General features: G+C 60.5%; 21 protein-coding genes. 15 read left to right on the top strand and 6 right to left on the bottom strand.

Annotated elements, in window-relative coordinates; translation table 11 throughout:
* Positions 1-26: 26 nt before the first annotated feature.
* The 3 genes from Q0Z69_RS05770 to Q0Z69_RS05760 form a co-directional block, all read right to left on the bottom strand.
* Positions 27-1,355 (bottom strand): DUF4179 domain-containing protein, encoded by a 1,329-nt coding sequence (locus tag Q0Z69_RS05770; RefSeq protein ID WP_298030692.1) that lies wholly within the window; start codon positions 1,353-1,355, stop codon positions 27-29.
* On the bottom strand, positions 1,355-1,813 hold the full coding sequence (locus Q0Z69_RS05765) for an RNA polymerase sigma factor (protein ID WP_298030689.1): 459 nt from the start codon (positions 1,811-1,813) through the stop codon (positions 1,355-1,357). Before Q0Z69_RS05765 ends, Q0Z69_RS05770 begins: the two co-directional genes overlap by 1 nt.
* Positions 1,814-1,937: 124 nt before the next feature.
* Entirely contained in the window at positions 1,938-2,468 is a 531-nt protein-coding gene (locus Q0Z69_RS05760) for a DUF5662 family protein (protein WP_298030686.1), read from the bottom strand.
* Between the two features lie 120 nt (positions 2,469-2,588).
* Here Q0Z69_RS05760 and Q0Z69_RS05755 point away from each other — a divergent pair, with 120 nt between their 5' ends.
* The 5 genes from Q0Z69_RS05755 to Q0Z69_RS05735 all read left to right on the top strand — a co-directional run bounded on the left by Q0Z69_RS05755 (position 2,589) and on the right by Q0Z69_RS05735 (position 7,172).
* Positions 2,589-3,029, top strand: coding sequence for a hypothetical protein (locus tag Q0Z69_RS05755; RefSeq protein ID WP_298030683.1), 441 nt, complete (start codon positions 2,589-2,591; stop codon positions 3,027-3,029).
* A 33-nt stretch (positions 3,030-3,062) separates the two neighbouring features.
* Entirely contained in the window at positions 3,063-3,254 is a 192-nt protein-coding gene (locus tag Q0Z69_RS05750) for a hypothetical protein (protein ID WP_298030680.1), read from the top strand.
* 308 nt (positions 3,255-3,562) lie between these two features.
* A complete protein-coding gene (alaS, locus tag Q0Z69_RS05745; RefSeq protein WP_298030676.1) occupies positions 3,563-6,205 on the top strand; it encodes an alanine--tRNA ligase in 2,643 nt (880 codons plus the stop codon).
* Between the two features lies 1 nt (position 6,206).
* Positions 6,207-6,746: a hypothetical protein gene (locus tag Q0Z69_RS05740; protein ID WP_298030674.1), complete on the top strand. Its 540-nt coding sequence runs from the start codon at positions 6,207-6,209 to the stop codon at positions 6,744-6,746.
* Positions 6,747-6,833: 87 nt separating this feature from the next.
* Positions 6,834-7,172, top strand: a complete 339-nt coding sequence (locus Q0Z69_RS05735; protein WP_298030671.1) for a histidine triad nucleotide-binding protein — start codon at positions 6,834-6,836, stop codon at positions 7,170-7,172.
* A 176-nt stretch (positions 7,173-7,348) separates the two neighbouring features.
* Here the strand turns inward: Q0Z69_RS05735 and Q0Z69_RS05730 are convergent, their stop codons facing one another.
* Positions 7,349-8,722, bottom strand: coding sequence for an S-layer homology domain-containing protein (locus Q0Z69_RS05730; protein ID WP_298030668.1), 1,374 nt, complete (start codon positions 8,720-8,722; stop codon positions 7,349-7,351).
* Between the two features lie 357 nt (positions 8,723-9,079).
* Here Q0Z69_RS05730 and Q0Z69_RS05725 point away from each other — a divergent pair, with 357 nt between their 5' ends.
* From Q0Z69_RS05725 to Q0Z69_RS05700, 6 genes are all read left to right on the top strand, one after another.
* On the top strand, positions 9,080-9,301 hold the full coding sequence (locus Q0Z69_RS05725) for a helix-turn-helix domain-containing protein (protein ID WP_298030666.1): 222 nt from the start codon (positions 9,080-9,082) through the stop codon (positions 9,299-9,301).
* Positions 9,298-11,571: a DNA internalization-related competence protein ComEC/Rec2 gene (locus Q0Z69_RS05720; RefSeq protein ID WP_298030664.1), complete on the top strand. Its 2,274-nt coding sequence runs from the start codon at positions 9,298-9,300 to the stop codon at positions 11,569-11,571. Before Q0Z69_RS05725 ends, Q0Z69_RS05720 begins: the two co-directional genes overlap by 4 nt.
* 1 nt (position 11,572) lies before the next feature.
* Positions 11,573-12,628: a DNA polymerase III subunit delta gene (gene holA, locus Q0Z69_RS05715; RefSeq protein ID WP_298030662.1), complete on the top strand. Its 1,056-nt coding sequence runs from the start codon at positions 11,573-11,575 to the stop codon at positions 12,626-12,628.
* On the top strand, positions 12,625-13,221 hold the full coding sequence (locus tag Q0Z69_RS05710; RefSeq protein ID WP_298030660.1) for a toprim domain-containing protein: 597 nt from the start codon (positions 12,625-12,627) through the stop codon (positions 13,219-13,221). The genes holA and Q0Z69_RS05710 overlap by 4 nt, the downstream gene beginning before the upstream one ends.
* A gap of 253 nt (positions 13,222-13,474) precedes the next feature.
* Positions 13,475-13,723, top strand: a complete 249-nt coding sequence (locus tag Q0Z69_RS05705; protein WP_298030657.1) for a DUF6514 family protein — start codon at positions 13,475-13,477, stop codon at positions 13,721-13,723.
* Positions 13,724-13,810: 87 nt separating this feature from the next.
* Positions 13,811-15,508 (top strand): glutamine--tRNA ligase/YqeY domain fusion protein, encoded by a 1,698-nt coding sequence (locus Q0Z69_RS05700; RefSeq protein WP_298030654.1) that lies wholly within the window; start codon positions 13,811-13,813, stop codon positions 15,506-15,508.
* A 51-nt stretch (positions 15,509-15,559) separates the two neighbouring features.
* Here the strand turns inward: Q0Z69_RS05700 and Q0Z69_RS05695 are convergent, their stop codons facing one another.
* Positions 15,560-15,973: a PaaI family thioesterase gene (locus tag Q0Z69_RS05695; protein ID WP_298030651.1), complete on the bottom strand. Its 414-nt coding sequence runs from the start codon at positions 15,971-15,973 to the stop codon at positions 15,560-15,562.
* A gap of 182 nt (positions 15,974-16,155) precedes the next feature.
* Positions 16,156-16,926, bottom strand: coding sequence for an RNA polymerase sporulation sigma factor SigG (gene sigG / locus Q0Z69_RS05690; RefSeq protein ID WP_298030648.1), 771 nt, complete (start codon positions 16,924-16,926; stop codon positions 16,156-16,158).
* 133 nt (positions 16,927-17,059) lie between these two features.
* On the opposite strand from sigG, the gene Q0Z69_RS05685 reads away from it, so the two are divergent.
* The 4 genes from Q0Z69_RS05685 (at position 17,060) to Q0Z69_RS05670 (ending at position 20,140) form a co-directional block, all read left to right on the top strand.
* The gene (locus Q0Z69_RS05685; RefSeq protein ID WP_298030646.1) at positions 17,060-17,344 is read left to right on the top strand and encodes a YlmC/YmxH family sporulation protein; all 285 of its coding nucleotides are present in this window, start codon (positions 17,060-17,062) and stop codon (positions 17,342-17,344) included.
* 206 nt (positions 17,345-17,550) lie between these two features.
* Positions 17,551-18,282 carry a 30S ribosomal protein S2 gene (gene rpsB / locus Q0Z69_RS05680; protein ID WP_298030643.1) on the top strand — a complete coding sequence of 244 codons (732 nt, stop codon included), beginning with the start codon at positions 17,551-17,553 and terminating at the stop codon, positions 18,280-18,282.
* A 56-nt stretch (positions 18,283-18,338) separates the two neighbouring features.
* Positions 18,339-19,256 carry a translation elongation factor Ts gene (tsf, locus tag Q0Z69_RS05675; protein WP_298030640.1) on the top strand — a complete coding sequence of 306 codons (918 nt, stop codon included), beginning with the start codon at positions 18,339-18,341 and terminating at the stop codon, positions 19,254-19,256.
* Between the two features lie 224 nt (positions 19,257-19,480).
* Complete coding sequence (locus Q0Z69_RS05670) at positions 19,481-20,140, top strand: site-2 protease family protein (RefSeq protein ID WP_298030637.1); 660 nt, start codon at positions 19,481-19,483, stop codon at positions 20,138-20,140.
* Positions 20,141-20,148: the final 8 nt, after the last annotated feature.

The raw sequence follows: 20,148 nt of genomic DNA, 5'->3' as shown, positions 1-20,148 counted from the left end.
GCGGCCGTGGCGTTCTCATCCACATGTTACGCAATTGCTTTTTCCTGCCAGCCGTAGGCGGTCACCTGCCAGAGGCCAGTTGTGTCCTCGTAGGGGATTTTTTCTAGCCGCACCTGGAGCTGCGCACCGTCGGGACAGGTGAATACCGCCAGAGCGGCGTCTCCGGTGTCCTCTTGGAAGGCGTAGTCGTAGCCCTCCGGCCCACGGATAGTCCGTTGTTCCTGCTGTTCCAACTGGGAGACGAAGGTCAGCAGTGTATCCTGCCGGTCAAAGCTGCCGGTGCGGTGGCCCTGGCTGATCTCCGTCAGCGCTTCCTCCGTGAAGGTGTTTTCCAACAGGAAGGTGACCCGCCAGTTTCCCCGGGTCAGTTTGGAGGAAGCGATGAAATCGCCGTGGAGGGTGTAGTGCTCCAGTTCAGCGGGAGAGATGTCAAACACGGCGTCCAGATAATCCTCCTGCTCCGCGCCCTGGCCCCGGGTGTGATACACATCGTTCAGGGGGGCCAGACGGTTCCCGTCGCTGTCCTCCAGCCATAAAAAGCAGTGGGCGTCGGTCTCCATGCGGTTTTTCAGCTGGACCTGAATGTGGAACAGGCCGTCCGCATACCCAGCGGCAGAGACGGAGATGCTGGGGATCGGATTCGCCAGAGGATCACCGGGGAGCAGCATGGGGATGTTCTCCAGCCCGCCTGTGCCGCCTCCGCCGGTGCAGTAGAAGGCATTGGGCTTTTTTTCGCTGGGACGGCTCCAGGTGGGGGCTGTCGCCGCCTCGGCATCATAGTCCGCCAGGTCCAGGTCCACAACGGCGTCCTTCAGCACCGTCTTTCCGGAGAGAAATTCCCGGACGGAGAAGGTCATTTTCCCGCCGGTGGGGATGGCCTGCCCGCTCATGGTCTTGACGGTACAGAGGAAGGTGGCGGAATGGGAAGCGTCGTCATAGGCGACTTGCTCGCAGTGGCCTTCCTGATCAAAGGGGAGGTGGAAATCATAGCTGTCGTACAGGTCGCAGGTCTTGTCCACAGCATCGCCGGAGAGCGTGATATAGGCTTGGGCGGTGTCGCCCTCCACCCGGACCGCTTCCACTTCCATGGTGAGGCCGTTGTCCGTGCAGGACATCCGCACCGGCTGGAAGAACTGAGCGGCGGCGGGAGCGATCAGGTACAGGGCCTGATAGCCGATCTCCGTTCGGGCCGCCAGAGCGGGAGTCGCCAGCAGCACTGTCAGGGCGGCGGCAATGGCAGCGGTCCGGCGCAGGGGCGGCTGACGGCGCTTTTGGGCATGTTGCAAGGTCCGCTGGATCAGCTCCGGAGAGGGAGTGACGGACTCGTTCATTTTTTGGTAGGTCTCGGAAAACATCAAAGTTCCTCCTTCAGCAATTCTTTCAGTTGCTGGCGCGCCCGTGTCAGCTGCGCCCGGACTGTGGAGGGGGAGCGGCCCAGAATTCGGGCGATCTCCTCCGTCTGATAGCCTTCGTAATAGAACAGGTGGATAACGGCCCGGTACTTGGCGGATAGCCGCCCCAGTGCCTCGTCCACAGCGGAGGCTTCCGGGTCCTGGTAGGCGTATACGTCCTCCAGCGCCACGGTCCGCCGCCGCCAGGGAGAGGAGAGAGACGACCGTGCGCAGTTGGCGGCGACCTTCAGCAGCCAGGCCCGCTCGTGCTCCGCTGACGCGAAGGCTGGGGCGGAGCGGTGATAGCGGAGAAAGGTCTCCTGAAATACATCGTCGGCGTCGTGCCGTGACCGGGTTAGGGCGTAGGCCAGCCGGTAGACCGCCTGGCCGCAGCGGTCCACCGCGCCGGTGGTGTCAGTCATGTGATCACATCCTTCTATGGGGAATACTGTCCAGAAGGCGGAATTGCTGCAAGGAAATAGAAAAAATATACGCGGCGCCCCCCCGGCCCGCCTTGGAGCTGGTGATGCGCCGCGTATGGCCATATCATTTTCCCAGAACCTCATGCCGCACATATTCAAACGCGGCGTCCTCGCCCTCGTCACGGAGCTTGATGAGGATGCTTTCCAGCAGATCGGAGGTGTTGGGGTGGATCAGCAGCCGCTTGCTCTTGCCCCGCAGAAAGAATTTGTAGGGGTCTCCGGGGTCGAAATCCTTGCCCCGGTATACTTTGCTGGCCGCCAGACGGTCACAGAACATTTCCGCCACATATTTTTTCGGCATCTCCACGCCGATGATGCCCTCGCCGTTGGCGCCGTAATCCGTCCAAAATTCGAAGTGGTGGCGGTTGCGGCCCTTGTGGTGCATCCAGGAAGCGCTGTATCCAAATTCCTTCCGCTGCGCGTCGTTGGGGCTGTGGTCGCCCTGAAAGTATTTTGCTCCCGCCAGAAACTCCACCGGGGCGTATTTGGACAGGTCGTGGGTCAGTCCCTGCCAGTAAAGGCCCAGACGGAAGCAGTATTTCCGCACCAATGTCCGATGGCGGTGTACGGTTTTGAAATGTGCCCAGATATGCAAGGCGCTTCACCTCGGATCCTTTGATTCTGAGAAACAGTATAACACGCCGGCGGAAAAAAGACGAGTGGAAATTTGCATGGAAATCCCCGGACGGCAGAAACTAGCCGGGAGGTGTTGCATATGGAGGGCGCGATCTTTGCCTGTCCGGCGGAATGGCCGCTGCCGGAGGGCATTCTCCGGCTGACGGAGCCGGCGGAGCTGAGCGGGCGAGAATGGCCTCTGTTGGCCCTGACAGTCTCCGGCGTCCGGCGTCTGCTGGCGGAGCCGGTCCGGTGCCAGGTCCTGCTGGTGCCGGGAGATTGTCCCCGGGAGATGCTGTCCCTGCTGGCGGCGGAGCGAGTGGTGACCTATGGCCTCTCAGCCCGGGACAGCATCACTCTGTCCAGTCTCCGGGAACCCGTGCTATGCGTTCAGCGGACGCTGCCAAGACCCGATGGGGCAGTGGTGGAGCCACAGGAATTCCCGCTGCCGGACCTGCCGGGACAGGCGGAGGAACTGCTGCCGCTGCTGGGACTGCGCCTGTTGCAGATGCCACTGACAGACGGGACCTTTTTCTGGTAATATTATAATAACTAAAAAAGGGAGGACGGGAATATGGCCTGGTATACATGGATCATTCTGGCGCTGGGATTGGGAGCCGCCATCGTGTTCGTCTATAAGATCCAGAACCACGAAAGCGGCGCGACCTCCTGCATTGGATGCGGGGAGTGCGCCAAGACCGGAGAGTGTGTGCTGAAAAAGAAGTCCCGGCGGAAAAAGAGCGAAAAAAAGCAGGACCCGTCTTGACAAACGGCACAAAAAGGATATAATATTTTCGTTCAATAAGTAAACGCTGTGAAAAAGTCAGCTTGGCGAAACAGACGGAAGCGAGAGGGGAGACGGTGCAAGCCCCTTGTCCACGCCGCCCAGCAGCCGCTTTGGAGCAGTCCGTGACGAGCGGAACGGCCCATCCCCGTTACAGGATGACTAAGATGCTTTCCTTGGGAAAGATAATTAGGGTGGTACCGTGAAGCAAGCCTTCGCCCCTAAATCCGGGGCGGAGGCTTTTTTGATATGACCAAATAAATCTATGACAACATAGGAGGAGAAACACCATGGCACATCCCTATTACGGGCTGAACGAACTTCGGGAGATGTTCCTCAGCTACTTCGAGAGCAAGGGCCACCTGCGGCTGCCCAGCTTCTCGCTGATCCCCCAGAACGACAAATCCCTGCTGCTGATCAACAGCGGCATGGCTCCCATGAAGACCTGGTTCACCCGGGAGGAAGAGCCTCCCCGCAACCGCGTCACCACCTGCCAGAAGTGCATCCGCACCGGCGACATCGAGAACATCGGCAAGACCGACCGCCACGGCACCTATTTTGAGATGCTGGGCAACTTCTCTTTCGGCGACTACTTCAAGAAGGAGGCCATCCCCTTCTGCTGGGAATTTTTGACCAAGGTGGTGGGTCTGGAGGCCGACCGCCTGTATCCCTCCATCTACCTGGATGACGACGAGGCCTTCGAGATCTGGAACAAGGACATCGGCATCCCCGCCGAGCGCATTTTCCGCTTCGGCAAGGAGGACAACTTCTGGGAGCACGGCGCCGGTCCCTGCGGACCCTGCTCTGAGGTGTACTATGACCGCGGCCCCGAGCATGGCTGCGGCAAGCCCGGCTGTACTGTGGGCTGCGACTGTGACCGCTATATCGAGGTCTGGAACAACGTTTTCTCCCAGTTTGTCAACGATGGCGAGGGCCATTATGAGGAGATGAAAAACAAGAACATCGACACCGGCATGGGTCTGGAGCGGCTGGCCTGTGTGTGCCAGAACGTGAACTCCCTGTTCGATGTGGACACTGTGATGAATATCACCAATAAGGTCAGTGAGATCACCGGCGCCCACTATGGCGAGAGCCACAAGACCGACGTGAGCCTGCGGGTCATCACCGACCATATCCGTTCCTCCGTCATGATGATCTGCGACGGCGTTCTGCCCAGCAACGAGGGCCGGGGCTACGTCCTGCGCCGCCTGCTGCGCCGGGCCGCCCGCCACGGAAAGCTGCTGGGGATCGACAAGCCCTTCCTGTTCGAGGTGGTGGACACCGTCATCCATGAGAACGAGTGCGCCTATCCCGACCTGCGGGAGAAGCAGGGCTATATCACCAAGGTGGTCCGCACCGAGGAAGAGAACTTCGCCAAGACCATCGACGGCGGCATGAAGATCTTCTCCGACCTGCTGGCGGCCCACAAGGCCAAGGGCGAGACCCAGTTCTCCGGCGCCGACGCCTTCAAGCTGTATGACACCTACGGTTTCCCCATCGACCTGACCGCCGAGATGGTGGACGACGAGGGCATGACATTGGACCGGGAGGGCTTCGACAGGGAGATGGAGGCCCAGCGCGTCCGCGCCCGGAAGGCCCGGGAGGCCCTGGGCGACCTGGGCTGGGCCGGCATTGAGTTCGGCAGCGAGATGCCTGCCACGGAGTTTGTGGGCTACGACCACAGCGAGGCCCAGGGCAGGATCTTGGCCATCGTGGCGGAAGAGGAACTGCGGGACGAGGTAGTCTCCGGCGCCGACGCTATTCTGGTGCTGGACCAGACCCCCTTCTATGCCGAGATGGGCGGCCAGGTGGCCGACCACGGTATCATCACCGCCAAGAGCGGCGCAAAGTTTGAAGTGACCAACGTCCAGAAGAACAAGGGCGGAAAGTTCATGCACTACGGCAAGGTGGTCTCCGGTGAACTGAAGGTGGGCGATACCGTCACCGCTGCCATCGACATGGAGCGCCGCAGGGCCATCATGCGCGCCCACAGCGCGACCCATCTGCTGGACGCCGCCCTGAAGAAGGTCCTGGGCGGCCACGTTCATCAGGCTGGCTCTCTGGTGGAGCCGGACCGCCTGCGCTTTGACTTTACCCACTTCGAGGCTATCACCCCGGACCAGCTCAGCGAGATCGACCGCATCGTCAACGACGCTATCCTGGAGGGCATGCCTGTGGTGACGGAGGTCCTGCCCATCGAGGAGGCCAAGAAGAAAGGCGCTGTGGCCATGTTCGGCGAGAAGTACGGCGACGTCGTCCGTGTGGTGGAGATGGGCGACTTCTCTATGGAGTTCTGCGGCGGAACTCACCTGGACAACACCGCCAAGGCCGGTCCCTTCCGCATCAAGAGCGAGGCCTCCGTGGCCTCCGGCGTGCGCCGCATCGAGGCCACCGTGGGCAGACTGACACTGGAGACCGTGAACCGCAACCAGCAGGTGCTGTTCCATGCGGCACAGATGCTCAAGACCAATCCCGGTGAGCTGGAAAACCGCATCGAGCAGCAGATGAATGAGATGAAGGAGCTGCGTCACGCCCTGGACAAGTTCAAGGCGGAGGCCTCCCTGGGCGAGGCCCGGCAGTTCCTGATGAGCGCCAAGGACCTGGGCGGCTTGAAGGTCCTCACCGCCACCAGGAACGGCATGGACGCAAATGCCCTGCGGCAGATGGGCGACTTCCTGCGGGACAAGGAGCCTGCCGCCGTGGCGGTGCTGGCCTCCGTCAACGGCGGGAAGATCACCTTCCTGGCCGTCTGCGGCCCCGAGGCTGTGAAGAAGGGCGTCAAGGCCGGCGAGCTGGTGAAGAATGTCTGCGCCATCTGCGGCGGCAAAGGCGGCGGCAAGCCCGACAGCGCCATGGGCGGCGGCAGCGACCTTTTGAAGCTGGACGACGCGCTGGCCAGCGTGGACGATTTCGTGGCGTCCAAACTGAGCTGAAATGGCCGGCCGGGAGGATCTGAAGCGCTTTTTTGCGCTGGATATCGACTTTTCCGCCATTGGTCTGGCACAGGTGGAGAACGCGGCCTATTTCTGTACTCCGGTGGGGGCAGAGTATATCGGCTGGATCGGCTGTGACGGCGTGCACTTCGTCCTCCTGCCGGGGGACGAGCGGGTATTCTGCGTGGACCCCATGGCTATGGAAGAAGGGCGTTATGTCCTTCCAGTGGCGGAGAGCTTCCGGCAGTTCCTGTCCTTTGTGCTGTTCTGCCGGGACGCCAATCCCCTGTCGCAGATCTACTGGATGACTGAAGAGCGGTTCCGCCAGCTCCTGCGGGAGGACGCCGGGGCCCATTGGGACGGCTGTGAGGCGTTCCTTGCGCAGAAGGCAGCGGCGCTGGAGGCGGTGTCCGCCGCCTTTGGCCTGGAGCCAGCCGACCCCTACGAGAAGGTCAAGACACTGCAAAGGGCCTTTGATCCCGCCTGTCTGACCTTTTCCGACGAGTACTATGACGTGCTGGGACTGGAGCGGGGATCCTGAGCCTGTTCCCAGAGCACAGAAGCATACTTGCCAGCAGCATCAATATCTGTAAAGGAAAAATACTTTATAAAAAAGGAGGTTTGAACCATGTCTGATTGCTTATTCTGCAAGATCATCGCCGGGGAGATCCCCAGCAGCAAGGTCTACGAGGACGAGCTGTGCTATGCCTTCAATGACATCGCCCCCCAGGCTCCGACCCACTTCCTGGTGATCCCCAAGGAGCACATCGCCTCTGTCTCCGGCGTCAACGCCGGGAACAGCGCCGTGGTGGCCCACATCTTTGAGGTCATCGCCAAGATCACCGCCGAGATGGGCATCGAGAGCTACCGTGTGGTGTCCAACATCGGCGAACAGGCGGGCCAGAGCGTGCCGCACCTGCACTTCCACGTCCTGTCCGGCCGGGATATGACCTGGCCCCCGGGCTGAGCTCGCCGCAGAGTCCCTTCGTTTTTGCCCGGTGGTGAAAACTGCGTTCGCTTCCTTGCGCCTCGCTTTCGCGGCAAATCCGCTTTGCTGGGTTTTGCCGCGAGTGGGGGGCGGGAAAGACATACGTGCACAAAAAACAGCGCCTCAGTCGAGGCGCTGTTTTTTGTGGAAACGAATCAGGCAGCGTTCAAGCTGTTGGGATCGACCTCCTGGAACTTGGAGAAGTCGGGATAGGTGATCTTCACGTCCTTGCCCAGGGCGTTGACCTTCATGGTCATGTCGTAGTCGTATGCCACGTCCATAGAGACGGGCTTGCCGTCCTCGCCGGGCACCGTCATTTTCATGGAAGCGGAGAACACCATGGCGACGGACTTCAGCTTGCCGTTGGAGCCGACGGTATAGTCGGCGGTGATCTTGCCGATGTCCAGGGCCACGCTGGCGGTATCCTCCTCCGCCGTCACAGCGGAGGCCAGGCTGTCCATCATGCCGCCCATGCCGTCCCCGATGACTACGGTGTACACGGTGTCGCTGCCGGATTTCTTGGCGGTGATGGAGTCGATCATGGCAAGGCCGCTGACATTCATGGCGTCCACATCCACGATCTGGATCTCGTCCACAGCAGCCAATTGGTCCTCCACGGGATATTTGACGCTGGTGGACTCTTCACCGCTGCCCATGGACATATACATCCAGCCGTCCTTCAGCCACATGCCGATGTCCATGGTCTCGCCCTCCACGGCGGTATTCATGGTGCAGGCCATCTGGATATCCTTGTCCTCCACCAGCACCTTCATGCTGCCGGCAGTCTTGGAGGGGACCTTCACACCGGCCATGGTCATGTCCATGTTCATGTCGATATCCACATCCATGGCGTTCTGGTCCATCTCAGCCATGGCGTCCTGCATGGCCCGGTAAGCGGTGATTTTGTCGGTCATGGGCTGGGCGGCCTTGGCGTCGATGGCGCCGGCCTTCACCAGGCTGTCCAGCAGGTATGTCTTGCCATCCGACATGTCGGCGGCCAGGGCCTGATAGGTGAGGCCCGCCAGGTCGTCCCGCAGGAACTCGCCGGGGAACATCGTGGGATCACAGAAGCCCTTTTCCTGGGCAAAGGTCAGAGCGTCGGCGTACTGGAAGTCTGTGCCGTCCTTGTAGCCCAGAGCGCGCAGCAGGAAAACGGCGTAGTTCTGGAGGCTGCACTTGCCCGCGGAGCCGAAGGTATCGGCAGTGGTGCCGTTGGCGATGCCCTTGGTATAGAGCCACGCCACATAGGGGGAGGTGAACTCGCTGACGTCGGTGAAGGGGTGCTTGATCTCTCCGGCCTCAAAGGCGGCCTTGGCTTCCTCTTCAGCGCCATAGAGCCGCACCAGCATGATGGCGGCCTCGCTGCGGGTCGGAGCGCGGTCCAGCTCGAAGCCGCTGGCGGTGCCCCGGAACATGCCGATGGCGGACAGGTCCTCCGCCGCCCCATCAAAATCGGAGGCGGAAGCGGTCACGCACAGCGCAGCGCTCAGCAGCAGTGCGGTGAACAGGAGGGTCAGAAAACGCTTCATAAGATTGCTCCTTTCAAAATGACGGCGGATCGCCGTTTTTTCTATCATAATCCAAGCGCGGTACCGCGTCAAGCAGAGAAGGCGTAAAGAAAGTAAATTGGCGGTATGGACCCCGTTGGAAAAAGAGGGCGCAGGGGTGTTGCCCTTTGTCCACTGGGGGTATCATCCGTCCTGATGAATAGATGAAGCGGTAACGCCCGGACCCACAAATCTGTACTGTATAGGTGGTTTTAAAAATCCGGCTGAAACGCTGGATTTTTTGCTTTTCATGTGGTATCATGACAGAAAGCAAACCAAATAGTTTGCTTTCCGCATATAAAAGCAACCAAATGGTAACCTCAACTTGAGGTGATCGGGTTGTATTTTCGCAGAATTTATGAATTGCGTGAAGATCATGACATCAAGCAGAAAGTGGTTGCTGAATATCTGGGCATGGACCCGACTGTGTATCGCCGCTACGAAAAGGGAACACGTGCGATTCCGGTAGAAGCAGTTATTAAGCTGGCCGACTTTTACAAGGTCAGCACGGATTACCTGCTGGGCCGCACCGACGACCCCACGCCGCCCAGGGGAAAATGAGAAAGCTGGCGGTTTTTGCCGGGGGATTTTCGCTGGGCGTTTTTCTGGCCCAGTATCTCCTGCCCGGCGGCTGGCAGCTGGCGGCGGCGGTCCTGTGCCTGCTTCTGGGCTGCCTGTCCCTGCGGCTGCCCTGGGAGAAGCGCCGCCGCTGCGTGCTGATCGGCGCGGCGCTGGCTCTGGGCCTGGGCTACAACTGGCTCTACGCCCGGCAGGTCCAGCGGCCCATGGAGGCCATGGCGGGCGCAGAGACCGCCGTCACCATGACGCTGCTGGACTACGCCGAGCCGGCTGCTTACGGCACCAAGGCCACGGTCAGGCTCCAGGGTCTGCCGGGAAAGGCCGTCTGCTACGGCGACGAAACGCTGCTGGTGCTCCAGCCCGGGCAGACGATACGAGGCACGGTGCGGCTCCAGACCTCCGCCCGCATCCGGGATGAGGGCGTGTCGGTCTTTACCTCCAAGGGCGTGTTCCTGCTGGCCTATGCGCGGGACCAGCTGACCTTTGGCCGGGGGAACATGGACTCGCCCCGGTGGTGGCCGGTCCGGCTGGGCCGGGCCATGCGGGAGCGGATCGCCGGGATGATGGGCGGCGACGCGGCGGGATTTCTCACCGCCATCCTGACAGGGGATACCACGGTCCTGTCCGACGGGGCCGCCTGGGATCTTTCGGAGGCCGGGATGTATCACATCCTGGCGGTGTCCGGGATGCACTGCGGCTTTTTGCTGCTGCTCCTCCGGGGGCTGATCGGCCGCCACCGCCGCCGCCTGCTGGCGGGGACCACGGCGGTGCTGCTGGCGGGGACCACGGCGGTGCTGCTGGCGGGCTACGCCCTTCTGGCAGGGGCGCGGCCATCCATGGTGCGGGCCTGCGTGATGCTGGTGCTGCTGCTGGCGGCGCCGCTGTTCCGGCGGGAGAGCGACGCCCCCACATCGCTGCTGACGGCGCTGTTTCTCATTTTGCTGGTCAATCCCTTTGCCGCCGCCTCCATCGGCCTGCAATTGTCATTCGGCGCCGTGGCGGGCATCTTCTGGCTGACGCCGAAGCTGAGAAAGATCCTGCTGTGCCAGGAAAAGCATGGCAAGGTGTTTCACTTTATAGCTATTGGTATCGCCACTACTGCTGGCGCGCTGGTGTTCACCATTCCCCTGACGGCCTACTATTTTGACCTGGTGGTGCTGGTGTCGCCCATCAGCAATCTGCTGTGCCTGTGGGCGGCCAGCGTGGTGTTCATCACCGGATTGATCGCGGTGTTTCTGAGCTTTCTCTGTCCGCCCCTGGGGCGGCTGCTGGGGATCGTCCCGGCGGTGTTCGCCCGGTATATCCTGACCATAGCGCACCTGCTGGCGAAGCTGCCCTATCACGCGGTCTACACAGCCAATCCCTACTTGAAATACTGGCTCCTGTTCGTTTATCTGCTGTTTGCGCTGGCTTATCTCTGCAAGCCCAAGAGCCGCCGGAAATTCGCGGTGGCTTTCGGCTGCTGCGGGGCGGCGCTGGCGCTGACGGTATATCTGGGCCGGGCCAGGTATCAAAACCCGCTGGATATGCTGGTACTGGATGTGGGCCAGGGACAGAGCGTGCTGCTGGCCTCCGGCGGACACTATGCCCTGACGGACTGCGGCAGCGCCAACAACTGGAACGATCCCGCTAAAAAGGCGCTGTACCAGCTGCGGACCATGGGCTGCCGGACGCTGGACTATCTGATTCTGACCCACTATGACAGCGACCATATCAGCGGCGCGGCCAGGGTCCTGGAACAGCTCCCGGTGACGGCGCTGGTGGTGCCGGAGGCCCCGGAGCCGGGGAGCATGGGCGCCGGCGTGCTGGCGGCGGCAGAGGCGCGGGGGACGGAGGTATGGGTCCTCTCAGAGGTGCGGGAACTGCCGCTGGGCCAGGCGGTGTTGACGGCGTATCCGCCGCTGGGCGGCGGGGAGGACAATGAGCGGGGACTGGCTCTGCTGGCTTCCGTCGGAGAGACGGACGCCTTCATCACCGGCGACATGAAAACATCTACGGAGCGAAAGCTGCTGGAGGCTTACGAGCTGCCGGATATCGAGGTGCTGGTGGCGGGCCACCATGGCTCCAAGTCCTCTACCTCCGGCGAGCTGCTGGAAGCCCTGACGCCGGAGACGGCCTGCGTCAGCGTGGGCAGCAACAGCTATGGACATCCGGCGGAGGAGACGCTGCGGCGGCTGGCGGACCACGGCTGCGCTGTTTACCGTACGGATCTGCAGGGGACCATCCACCTATCATTAAAGCGAGGAGACTGACATGGCATACGGGAAGAAAGCGCCCAAGAGCAGCGCGGCGTTTCAAAAGCTGAAGGCGGACCTGTCCGCCGGAACGCCTGGCTGCGCCTATATTTTTTACGGGGAGGAGAGCTATCTCCGGGAGTATTATCTGGGGGACCTGCGGAAAAAGCTGATTCCGCCGGGATTTGAAGAATTCAACTACCACAGGCTGGAGGGGAAGGACCTGACGGTCCAGAGTCTGGCGGAGATGGCGGAGGCCATGCCCATGATGACGGAGCGGACCCTCATCGTGGTGACGGACTTCGATATTTTCAAGCTGAACGAGGAGCAGAGGGCAAAGCTGATCGCCTTTTTGGAGGACGTGCCGCCTTACGCCTGTGTGGTGTTCGTCTATGATACGGTGGAGTACAAGCCCAACAAGACCATGAAAAAGCTGTGCAAGGCTATCACGGACTACGTGGAAACGGTGGAGTTCCGGGCAGCGGACAGCAGTGATCTGGTGGCCTGGATCGCCCGGCGCTTCAAGGCGTTGGGGAAGGAGATCGACCGCCAGACGGCGGAGTATCTCATCTTTACCTGCGGCGGTTTGATGACGGGCCTGGTGCCGGAGATCGCCAAGATCGGCGCCTACGCCAAGGGGAAGGCCATCACGCAGAAGGACATCGACGCAGTGGCAGACCCGGTGCTGTCGGCGGAGGTGTTCAAGCTGTCCGACGCGGTCTTGCAGGGCAATTACGATCTGGCGGCGTCTATCCTTGGGGACCTGCTGAAAATGCAGACGGAGCCGATCATGATCCTGGCGGCCCTGGGCAGCCAGCTCCGGCGCATCTACACCGCCCGGCTGGCCATTGACAGCGGTCACGACAAATACTGGCTCATGGAGCTGTGGGACATGAAGTCTGACTACCCGGCAAAGCTCCTGCTGAGCGCCGCCAGGCGGACCACTGCCGATTGGTGTGCCGACGCGGTGAAGATGTGCCAGACCCTGGACCGCCGGATGAAGAGCGAAAAGGGCATCGACAGCGTGGGCGAATTGAAGCTGCTGCTGGTGCGGCTGGGGGCGCGGCGGAAGTGAGGCGGATCAAGGAAGTCATCGTGGTGGAGGGCCGCTACGATAAAAACACCCTCTCTCAGGTGGTAGACGCCACCGTCGTCACGTTAGGGGGCTTTTCCGTATTCAATGATCGAGAAAAGCTGGCTTTTCTCCGGCGGCTGGCGGAGGCCCGGGGCCTCATCGTCCTGACGGACAGCGATGGCGCGGGCTTTGTCATCCGCAATTATCTGAAAGGCGCCCTGCCGAAGGAACAGGTGAAGCAGGCGTACATCCCGGACATCCAGGGCAAGGAGCGCCGCAAGCGCCATGGGGGCAAAGAGGGGAAGCTGGGCGTGGAGGGCATGCGGCCCGACGTTTTGCTGGAGGTCCTGCGCCGGGCGGGGGCTACGTTTTTGGACGAGGCGGAAGCGCAGGCCCCGGAAAAAATCCCCATTACCAAGGCGGATCTATTCGACCTGGGCCTTACAGGCGGTCAGGACAGTGCCGCCCGCCGCCGCGCGCTGCTGAAGCGGCTGGAGCTGCCGGAGCATCTCACCGTCAATGGGATGCTGGAGGCACTGAACCTGCTGTACGATCTGGAGACGCTGCGGCGGGAGATGGAGACCATTCCATAATCGCCGCTTGTGGGGCGCGGGTATCATCAAAACACAAAGGGCCGGCATCGCTCAGGCTATGCCGGTTTTTTCTTTTTCCAAAAAAGCGGCTTTCCGGCTGAAAGAGAAACAGAGAGGCGCTGATGATGCTTTCCCGGATGATTCGACAGGATTCGACAAATTTTACGGACAAGAGATGATATACTGCATCCAATTCCGGCGGCTGCGGCCGCTGATCGCCTTGCGGAGAGGATCATATTGGGAGGTAAGAGAGTTGCGGAGACGATTGATGGGAAGGATCTGGTGCCGCGGCGCGGCGGTGCGCTATTATCTGCTGACAGAACAGGACATGCGTGGCAGGTGGGAGTACGGCGTTATGGTGGAGCGTGCCGGGGAGCGGGAGGAGGTGCCTGCCATCGCGCCCTCCCGAAACGGCGTCCAGACGCTGCTGAACCGGATGATCCGGGGCCGGGTGACGCCTGCGGCGGCGCGGGATGTGGTGGAGGACTGGCTTTCGGCGTAATGCCGGGGGATTTTCCTTGCAATTTACAGCGGAATTCTGTATAATATGATTCTATGCTGAAAACTTGCACAGGGAGGACAAATACCCATGGCAGATGAGATCAAGACTATGCAGGAGGAACCGGCGGAGAGCCGGAACTTTATCCATGCGTTTATCGAAGAGGACTTCGCCCCTGGCGGACAGTTCGAGGGCATGACGGTCCATACCCGGTTTCCCCCGGAGCCAAACGGCTATCTGCATATTGGCCACTGCAAGGCCCTGACCATCGACTTCGGCACGGCTGAGAAGTACGGCGGCCTGTGCAACCTGCGGATGGACGACACCAACCCCACCAAGGAGGACGAGGAGTTCGTGGAGGCCATCAAGGAGGACATCCACTGGCTGGGCTTCGACTGGGGGGACCGGTTCTTCTACGGCTCCGACTATTTTGAGGAAGACTACCGCCAGGCGGTGGGCCTCATCAAGAAGGGGCTGGCCTATGTCTGCGAGCTGAGCCCCGAGGAGTTCAAGGCCCACCGGGGCGATATCGGCGTGCCTGCCACCTCTCCTTACCGGGACCGTCCCATCGAGGAGAGTTTGGACCTCTTCGCCCGGATGCGGGCAGGGGAGTTCCCCAACGGCGCCATGACCCTGCGGGCCAAGATCGACCTGGCCAGCGGCAACTTCAACATGCGGGACCCGGTGATCTACCGCATTAACCATATGCCCCACCACCGCTATGGGAACCAGTGGTGCATCTATCCCATGTACGACTTTGCCCACCCTATCCAGGACGCGCTGGAGGGCATCACCCACAGCCTGTGCTCCCTGGAGTTTGAGGCCCACCGGCCCCTGTACAACTGGGTCGTGGAGCACTGTGACCTGCCTGCCAAGCCCCGGCAGATCGAGTTTGCCCGCCTGGGCATCGACCACACCGTCATGAGCAAGCGGAAGCTGCGGGCATTGGTGGAGGGCGGCAAAGTCTCCGGCTGGGACGATCCCCGGATGCCGACTCTCTGCGGCCTGCGCCGCCGTGGCTATACCCCCAAGTCCATCCGGAACTTCTGCGAGCGGATCGGCGTGGCTAAATCCGCCAATGTGGTGGAATACGGCTTCCTGGAGCACTGCCTGCGGGAGGACCTGAACGAGACGGCTCCCCGTATCATGGCCGTCACCCGGCCCGTGAAGCTGGTCATCACCAACTATCCGGCGGACAAGCACGAGACCCTGACTGTGGAGAACAATCCCCTGGACCCCGCTGCCGGGACCCGGGAGGTCAGCTTCTCCCGAGAGCTGTGGGTGGAAGCCGACGACTTCCTGCCGGAGCCGGTCCCCAAGTACAAGCGGCTGTATCCCAATGGTCCGGAGTGCCGTTTGAAGGGCGCGTATCTCATCAAATGCGTGGGCTACGAGACCGACGAGGCGGGACATGTGACGGAGATCGCCGCCGAGTACGACCCTGACAGCCGGGGCGGCGACCCTGCCGACGGCCGGAAGGTGAAGGGCGCCACCATCCATTGGGTCGACGCCGCCACCGCCGTGGACGCCGAGGTGCGGCTGTATGACGATCTGTTTCTGGATGCGGCGCCTGACGCGGCGGACAAGGACTTTCTGGAGTGTCTGAATCCCAACTCTCTGGAGGTCCTCACTGGCTGCAAGGTGGAGGCGGGCCTGAAGGACGCCGCGGCTCCCGCCAGCTTCCAGTTCATGCGCCTGGGCTACTTCTGCCTGGACAGCAAGGACTCCAAGCCAGGCCATCTGGTGTTCAACCGCAGCGTGTCCTTGAAGGACAGCTTCAAAAAATAACAAAAACCTGGCGCTGCTTCCAGCGCCAGGTTTTTTATCCCCATGGCAGACTCACAATACGATCTCTTTTTCCAGTAAGTAAAAGGTGAAGGTCCCGGACCCCAGCAGCGTTCCGTGTTGGTCGGTGATCCGGGCTTCGTAGACGCAGATGGTCTTGCCGGCCTTGACCTCCCGGGCCTCGGCGGTCAAGGCGTCACCCAAGGCGCTGCTGCGGAAGAAATTGTAGTTGGCGCTCATGGTCACGGCCATACGGCCATAGGTGGCGGCGACAGCGGAGCCGCAGGCCGTGTCGGCCATGGAGAAGTAGATGCCTCCGTGGGGGACCCCAAGGGGATTCATGTCCTCCGCTTCCACGGTCTTGGTGACCCGCGCGTAGCCGGAGGACAGCTCCCGGACAAAGATCCCCAGCCGGGTCACGGCGGGATTGTTGGCGTTGCGGAATTCCAGCATCTTCTGAAAGTTCATGGCGGCATCTCCTTATTCGGTCTGGCCGTTGCATCGTCAGCGTGGCCGAAAAGAGTGCAAGGCGTGCTTCCGATGAAATCAGACATTAAGGATATTGTACGCTTTTTCCACGAAAAGGTCAATTTTTTCTTGGAAAGCTCTGAGGGAGAAGCCTTTGCGCCTGTTTCATCAATCTGCCGCTGTCACAGGTTCTTTTTGATGGTGTTGATGGCCCCCTTTTCCAGGCGGGACACCTGGGCCTGGGAGATGCCCACCTCGGCGGAAACCTCCATCTGTGTTTTGCCCTCGTAAAACCGGAGGGAGAGGATGCGCCGCTCCCGCTCGTCCAGCCGCTTCAGGGCATCCTTTAGGGCAATGCGGTCTGTCCACTGCTCGTCAGTGTTTTTCATGTCGCTGACCTGGTCCATGACACAGATGGCGTCTCCGCCGTCAGAGTACACCGGCTCATAGAGGGAGACCGGGTCCACGATGGCGTCCATGGCGAACACCACCTCCTCCCGGGGGATGCCCAGTTCCTGGGCGATCTGTTCCACAGTAGGCTCTCGCTGGGTCTCGGCTACCAGGCGGTCCCGGACCTGAAGGACCCGGTAAGCGGTATCCCGCATGCTGCGGGACACACGGATGGCGCTGTTGTCCCGGAGATAGCGGCGGATCTCGCCGATGATCATAGGAACGCCATAGGTGGAGAAGCGGACCGGCTGGGAGATATCGAAATTGTCGATGGCCTTGATCAGCCCCACGCAGCCCACCTGAAACAGGTCGTCGGCGTTTTCTCCCCGGCTGGCAAAGCGCTGGATCACAGACAGCACCAGCCGGAGGTTGCCCTCAATCAGCTGGCGGCGGGCCTCCTGGTCCCCCTCCTTGGTGCGGCGCAGCAGCTCCATGGTCTCGTCGTTCTTCAAGACCTTCAGCTTCGCCGTGTTGACCCCAGAGATCTCTACTTTTCCCTGCATGAATGCGCCCCCTGCTCTCTCTGATGAGGACAGTATTTCCCTCGGCGATTTTTCCTATACTGAGAGGTTTTGTCGCTTTGTGGGCGCATAGGACAGCCACCCTTTCGCATAGGGTCGGAAGGGAGGGATGCTTATGCAGTGCAGGATCAGGGATCTGCGGCGCAAGGAGGTTATCAATATCTGCGACGGCTGCCGCCTTGGCTTTGTCTCCGACGCGGACATCCGGATACCAGAGGGGCAGGTAATCGCCATCGTGGTCAATGGTCCCTGCCGGTTTTTCGGCCTGTTCGGCAGGGGGGAGGAATACTACATCCCCTGGGACTGTATTCAGCGGGTCGGGGATGACATCATCCTTATCGACAAGCCCTTCCAGCGCCGGGATGCGGAGCTGGAGCGAAAACGGCGGCGGAAATTTTGATAGAAGGGGAAAAGCCGGGAGAATGCCGGCTTTTTACCAGTTTTTTTGGAAAAACTACTTGCATAGTCCCAGTTGCTGTGGTATTATATTTCAGCATTCCGCACGGTGCGTCGACTTTCCGTTCGTGCCCAGGTCAAAATGGGTCAGCGGAAGGGATGAAGCCGCCGGAGGTAAAAAACGAAATTGATTTGGAGGAACTCAAACACATGGCTAATTCTAACGTCGTATCCATGAAAGCCCTGCTGGAGGCAGGCGTCCACTTCGGTCACCAGACCCGCCGCTGGAACCCCAAGATGGCTCCCTATATCTATACCGAGCGCAACGGCATCTATATTGTGGACCTGCAGAAGACCGTCCGCAAGCTGGAGGAGGCTTACAGCTTTGTCCGTGAGCTGAGCGAGAGCGGCCAGTCCCTGCTGTTCGTCGGCACCAAGAAGCAGGCGCAGGAGGCCATCCGCGAGGAGGCTACCCGCTGCGGTCAGTACTATGTCAACGCCCGCTGGCTGGGCGGTATGATGACCAACTTCAAGACCATGCGCACCCGCGTGGACCGGCTGAACCAGCTCAAGACCATGCAGGAGGACGGCACCTTCGACATGCTGCCCAAAAAGGAAGTCATGAAGCACCTGGGCGAGATCGCCAAGCTGGAAAAGTATCTGGGCGGCGTAAAGGATATGAAGAAGCTTCCCGGCGCCCTGTTTATCGTGGATACCCGGAAGGAGCGCAACGCCATCGCTGAGGCCCATAAGCTGGGCATCCCTGTGGTGGCCATCGCCGATACCAACTGTGACCCTGACGAGATCGATTATGTGATCCCCGGCAACGACGACGCCATCCGCGCCATCAAGCTGATCTCTTCCATTATGGCCAACGCTATGCTGGAGGGAAAGCAGGGTGAGCAGACCGCCGAGGCCGAAAAGACCGAGGATGCCGAGTGATTCGGTATTTCAGGCACGCTGTGCTTTGAATTCAACAATATTGGAGGAAAACGAAAATGGCTTTTACCGCAGCTGATGTAAAGACCCTGCGCGAAATGACCGGCGTGGGCATGATGGATTGCAAGAAGGCGCTGTCTGCTTCTGACGGCGATATGGATAAGGCCGTGGAGTGGCTGCGCGAGAAGGGCATGGCTGCCTCTGCCAAGAAGGCCAGCCGTATTGCCGCCGAGGGTATGGCTTATGCCGCTGTGATCGACGGCGTGGGCGTGGTGGTCGAGGTCAACGCCGAGACCGACTTCGTGGGCAAGAACGAGAAGTTCGTGAACTTTGTCAAGGGCGTGGCCGCCACCGTCGCCAAGGAGGCTCCCGCCGACCTGGATGCTCTGATGGCCTGTAAGTATGACGGCGGTGAGCTGACTGTTCTGGAACAGCAGCAGGAAATGGTGCTGGTCATCGGTGAGAACATCAGAGTCCGCCGCTTCGCCCGCTTTGATCAGGGCGTGTCTGTGGCCTACGTCCACGCCGGCGGCAAGATCGGCGTTCTGGTGAACCTGGAGACCGACCTGCCCGCCGAGAAGGTGGAAGAGGCCGGCAAGGACGCCGCCATGCAGATCGCTGCGCTGAATCCCCGCTTCTGGGACAAGTCTCAGGTGACTGAGGACGTTCTGGCCGAAGAGAAGAAGATCATGATGGTCCAGATGGAGAATGATCCAAAAATGGCCGGGAAGCCCGAGGCTGTCCGGGAGAAGATCGTGCTGGGCAAGCTGAACAAGTTCTATGTGGAGAACTGCCTGATGCAGCAGGAGTTTGTCAAGGACAACTCCATGAGCGTGGAGAAGTATATCGCTTCTGTGGCCAAGGCGCAGGGCGGCACCATCACTTTCAAGGACGCTGTGCGTTTCGAGAAGGGCGAGGGCATCGAGAAGAAGCAGGAGAACTTCGCCGATGAGATCGCCTCTCTGGTGAAGGGCTGATCCCCTGAACATCCAAAGAGCGGACGCATTTGCGTCCGCTCTTTTTTGCCCGTGTATTTGCACTTGCCCAGGACTGGAAGAAACGAGGGAGATCTGGGCGCAGGCGTGCCGAGCTTTCGCCGATTTTCTCTCGTAGGCAGAACGTCAGGGGATTTCCCTTGTGTTTTACGGAAAAATCTGATATAATCATCCAGTATATTGGAGCATTATGACTGGAGAAGATCATGCTGCATTATTTACAAGCCCTATTCCAGGCGTTGGACGTGAACTCTCTGCGGGATGCCGCACTGCGAGTCGCTGCTGTGTTCATCTGCCTGACAATCCATGAGACCTGCCACGGTCTGGCGGCTTACGCGCTGGGAGATCCCACCGCCAAGTCCATGCACCGGCTGTCTCTGAACCCACTGCGGCACATCGACTGGTTCGGTCTGCTCATGATGTTCATGGCGGGCTTTGGCTGGGCGAAGCCGGTGCCGGTGGACCCCAGGTATTTCAAAAAGCCCAAGCAGGGGATGGCCCTTACCGCTTTGGCAGGCCCGGCGTCTAATTTTTTGCTGGCTCTGGTGACAATTGTTATCAGTAAGGGTATTTTGCTTTACTGCGCTGATTCCCCTTGGGCTGAGACGGCTTTCGTGTTTTGTCTGTATACCCTGGCACCGCTGTCTATCGGTCTGGGGCTGTTCAATCTGCTGCCCATCCCTCCGCTGGACGGCTCCAAGGTCCTGGCGGTGCTTCTGCCGGACCAGGCCTATGTGCGGCTGATGCGCTATGAGCGGTACGGCTTGTTGGCGCTGCTGGCCCTCAGCTATTTTGGATTGACGGGGAGCTGGATCAGCGGCGCTATTATGGGTGTTTACAGCACGCTTTTGAACTTGATCTATTGAGGTGTGAT

Origin of the sequence: uncultured Dysosmobacter sp. (genome assembly GCF_947631165.1) — a bacterium.
GTDB lineage: Bacteria > Bacillota > Clostridia > Oscillospirales > Oscillospiraceae > Oscillibacter.
The sequence above is the reverse complement of the archived record's forward strand: the minus strand, read 5'-3'. Positions and strand labels throughout refer to the sequence as shown.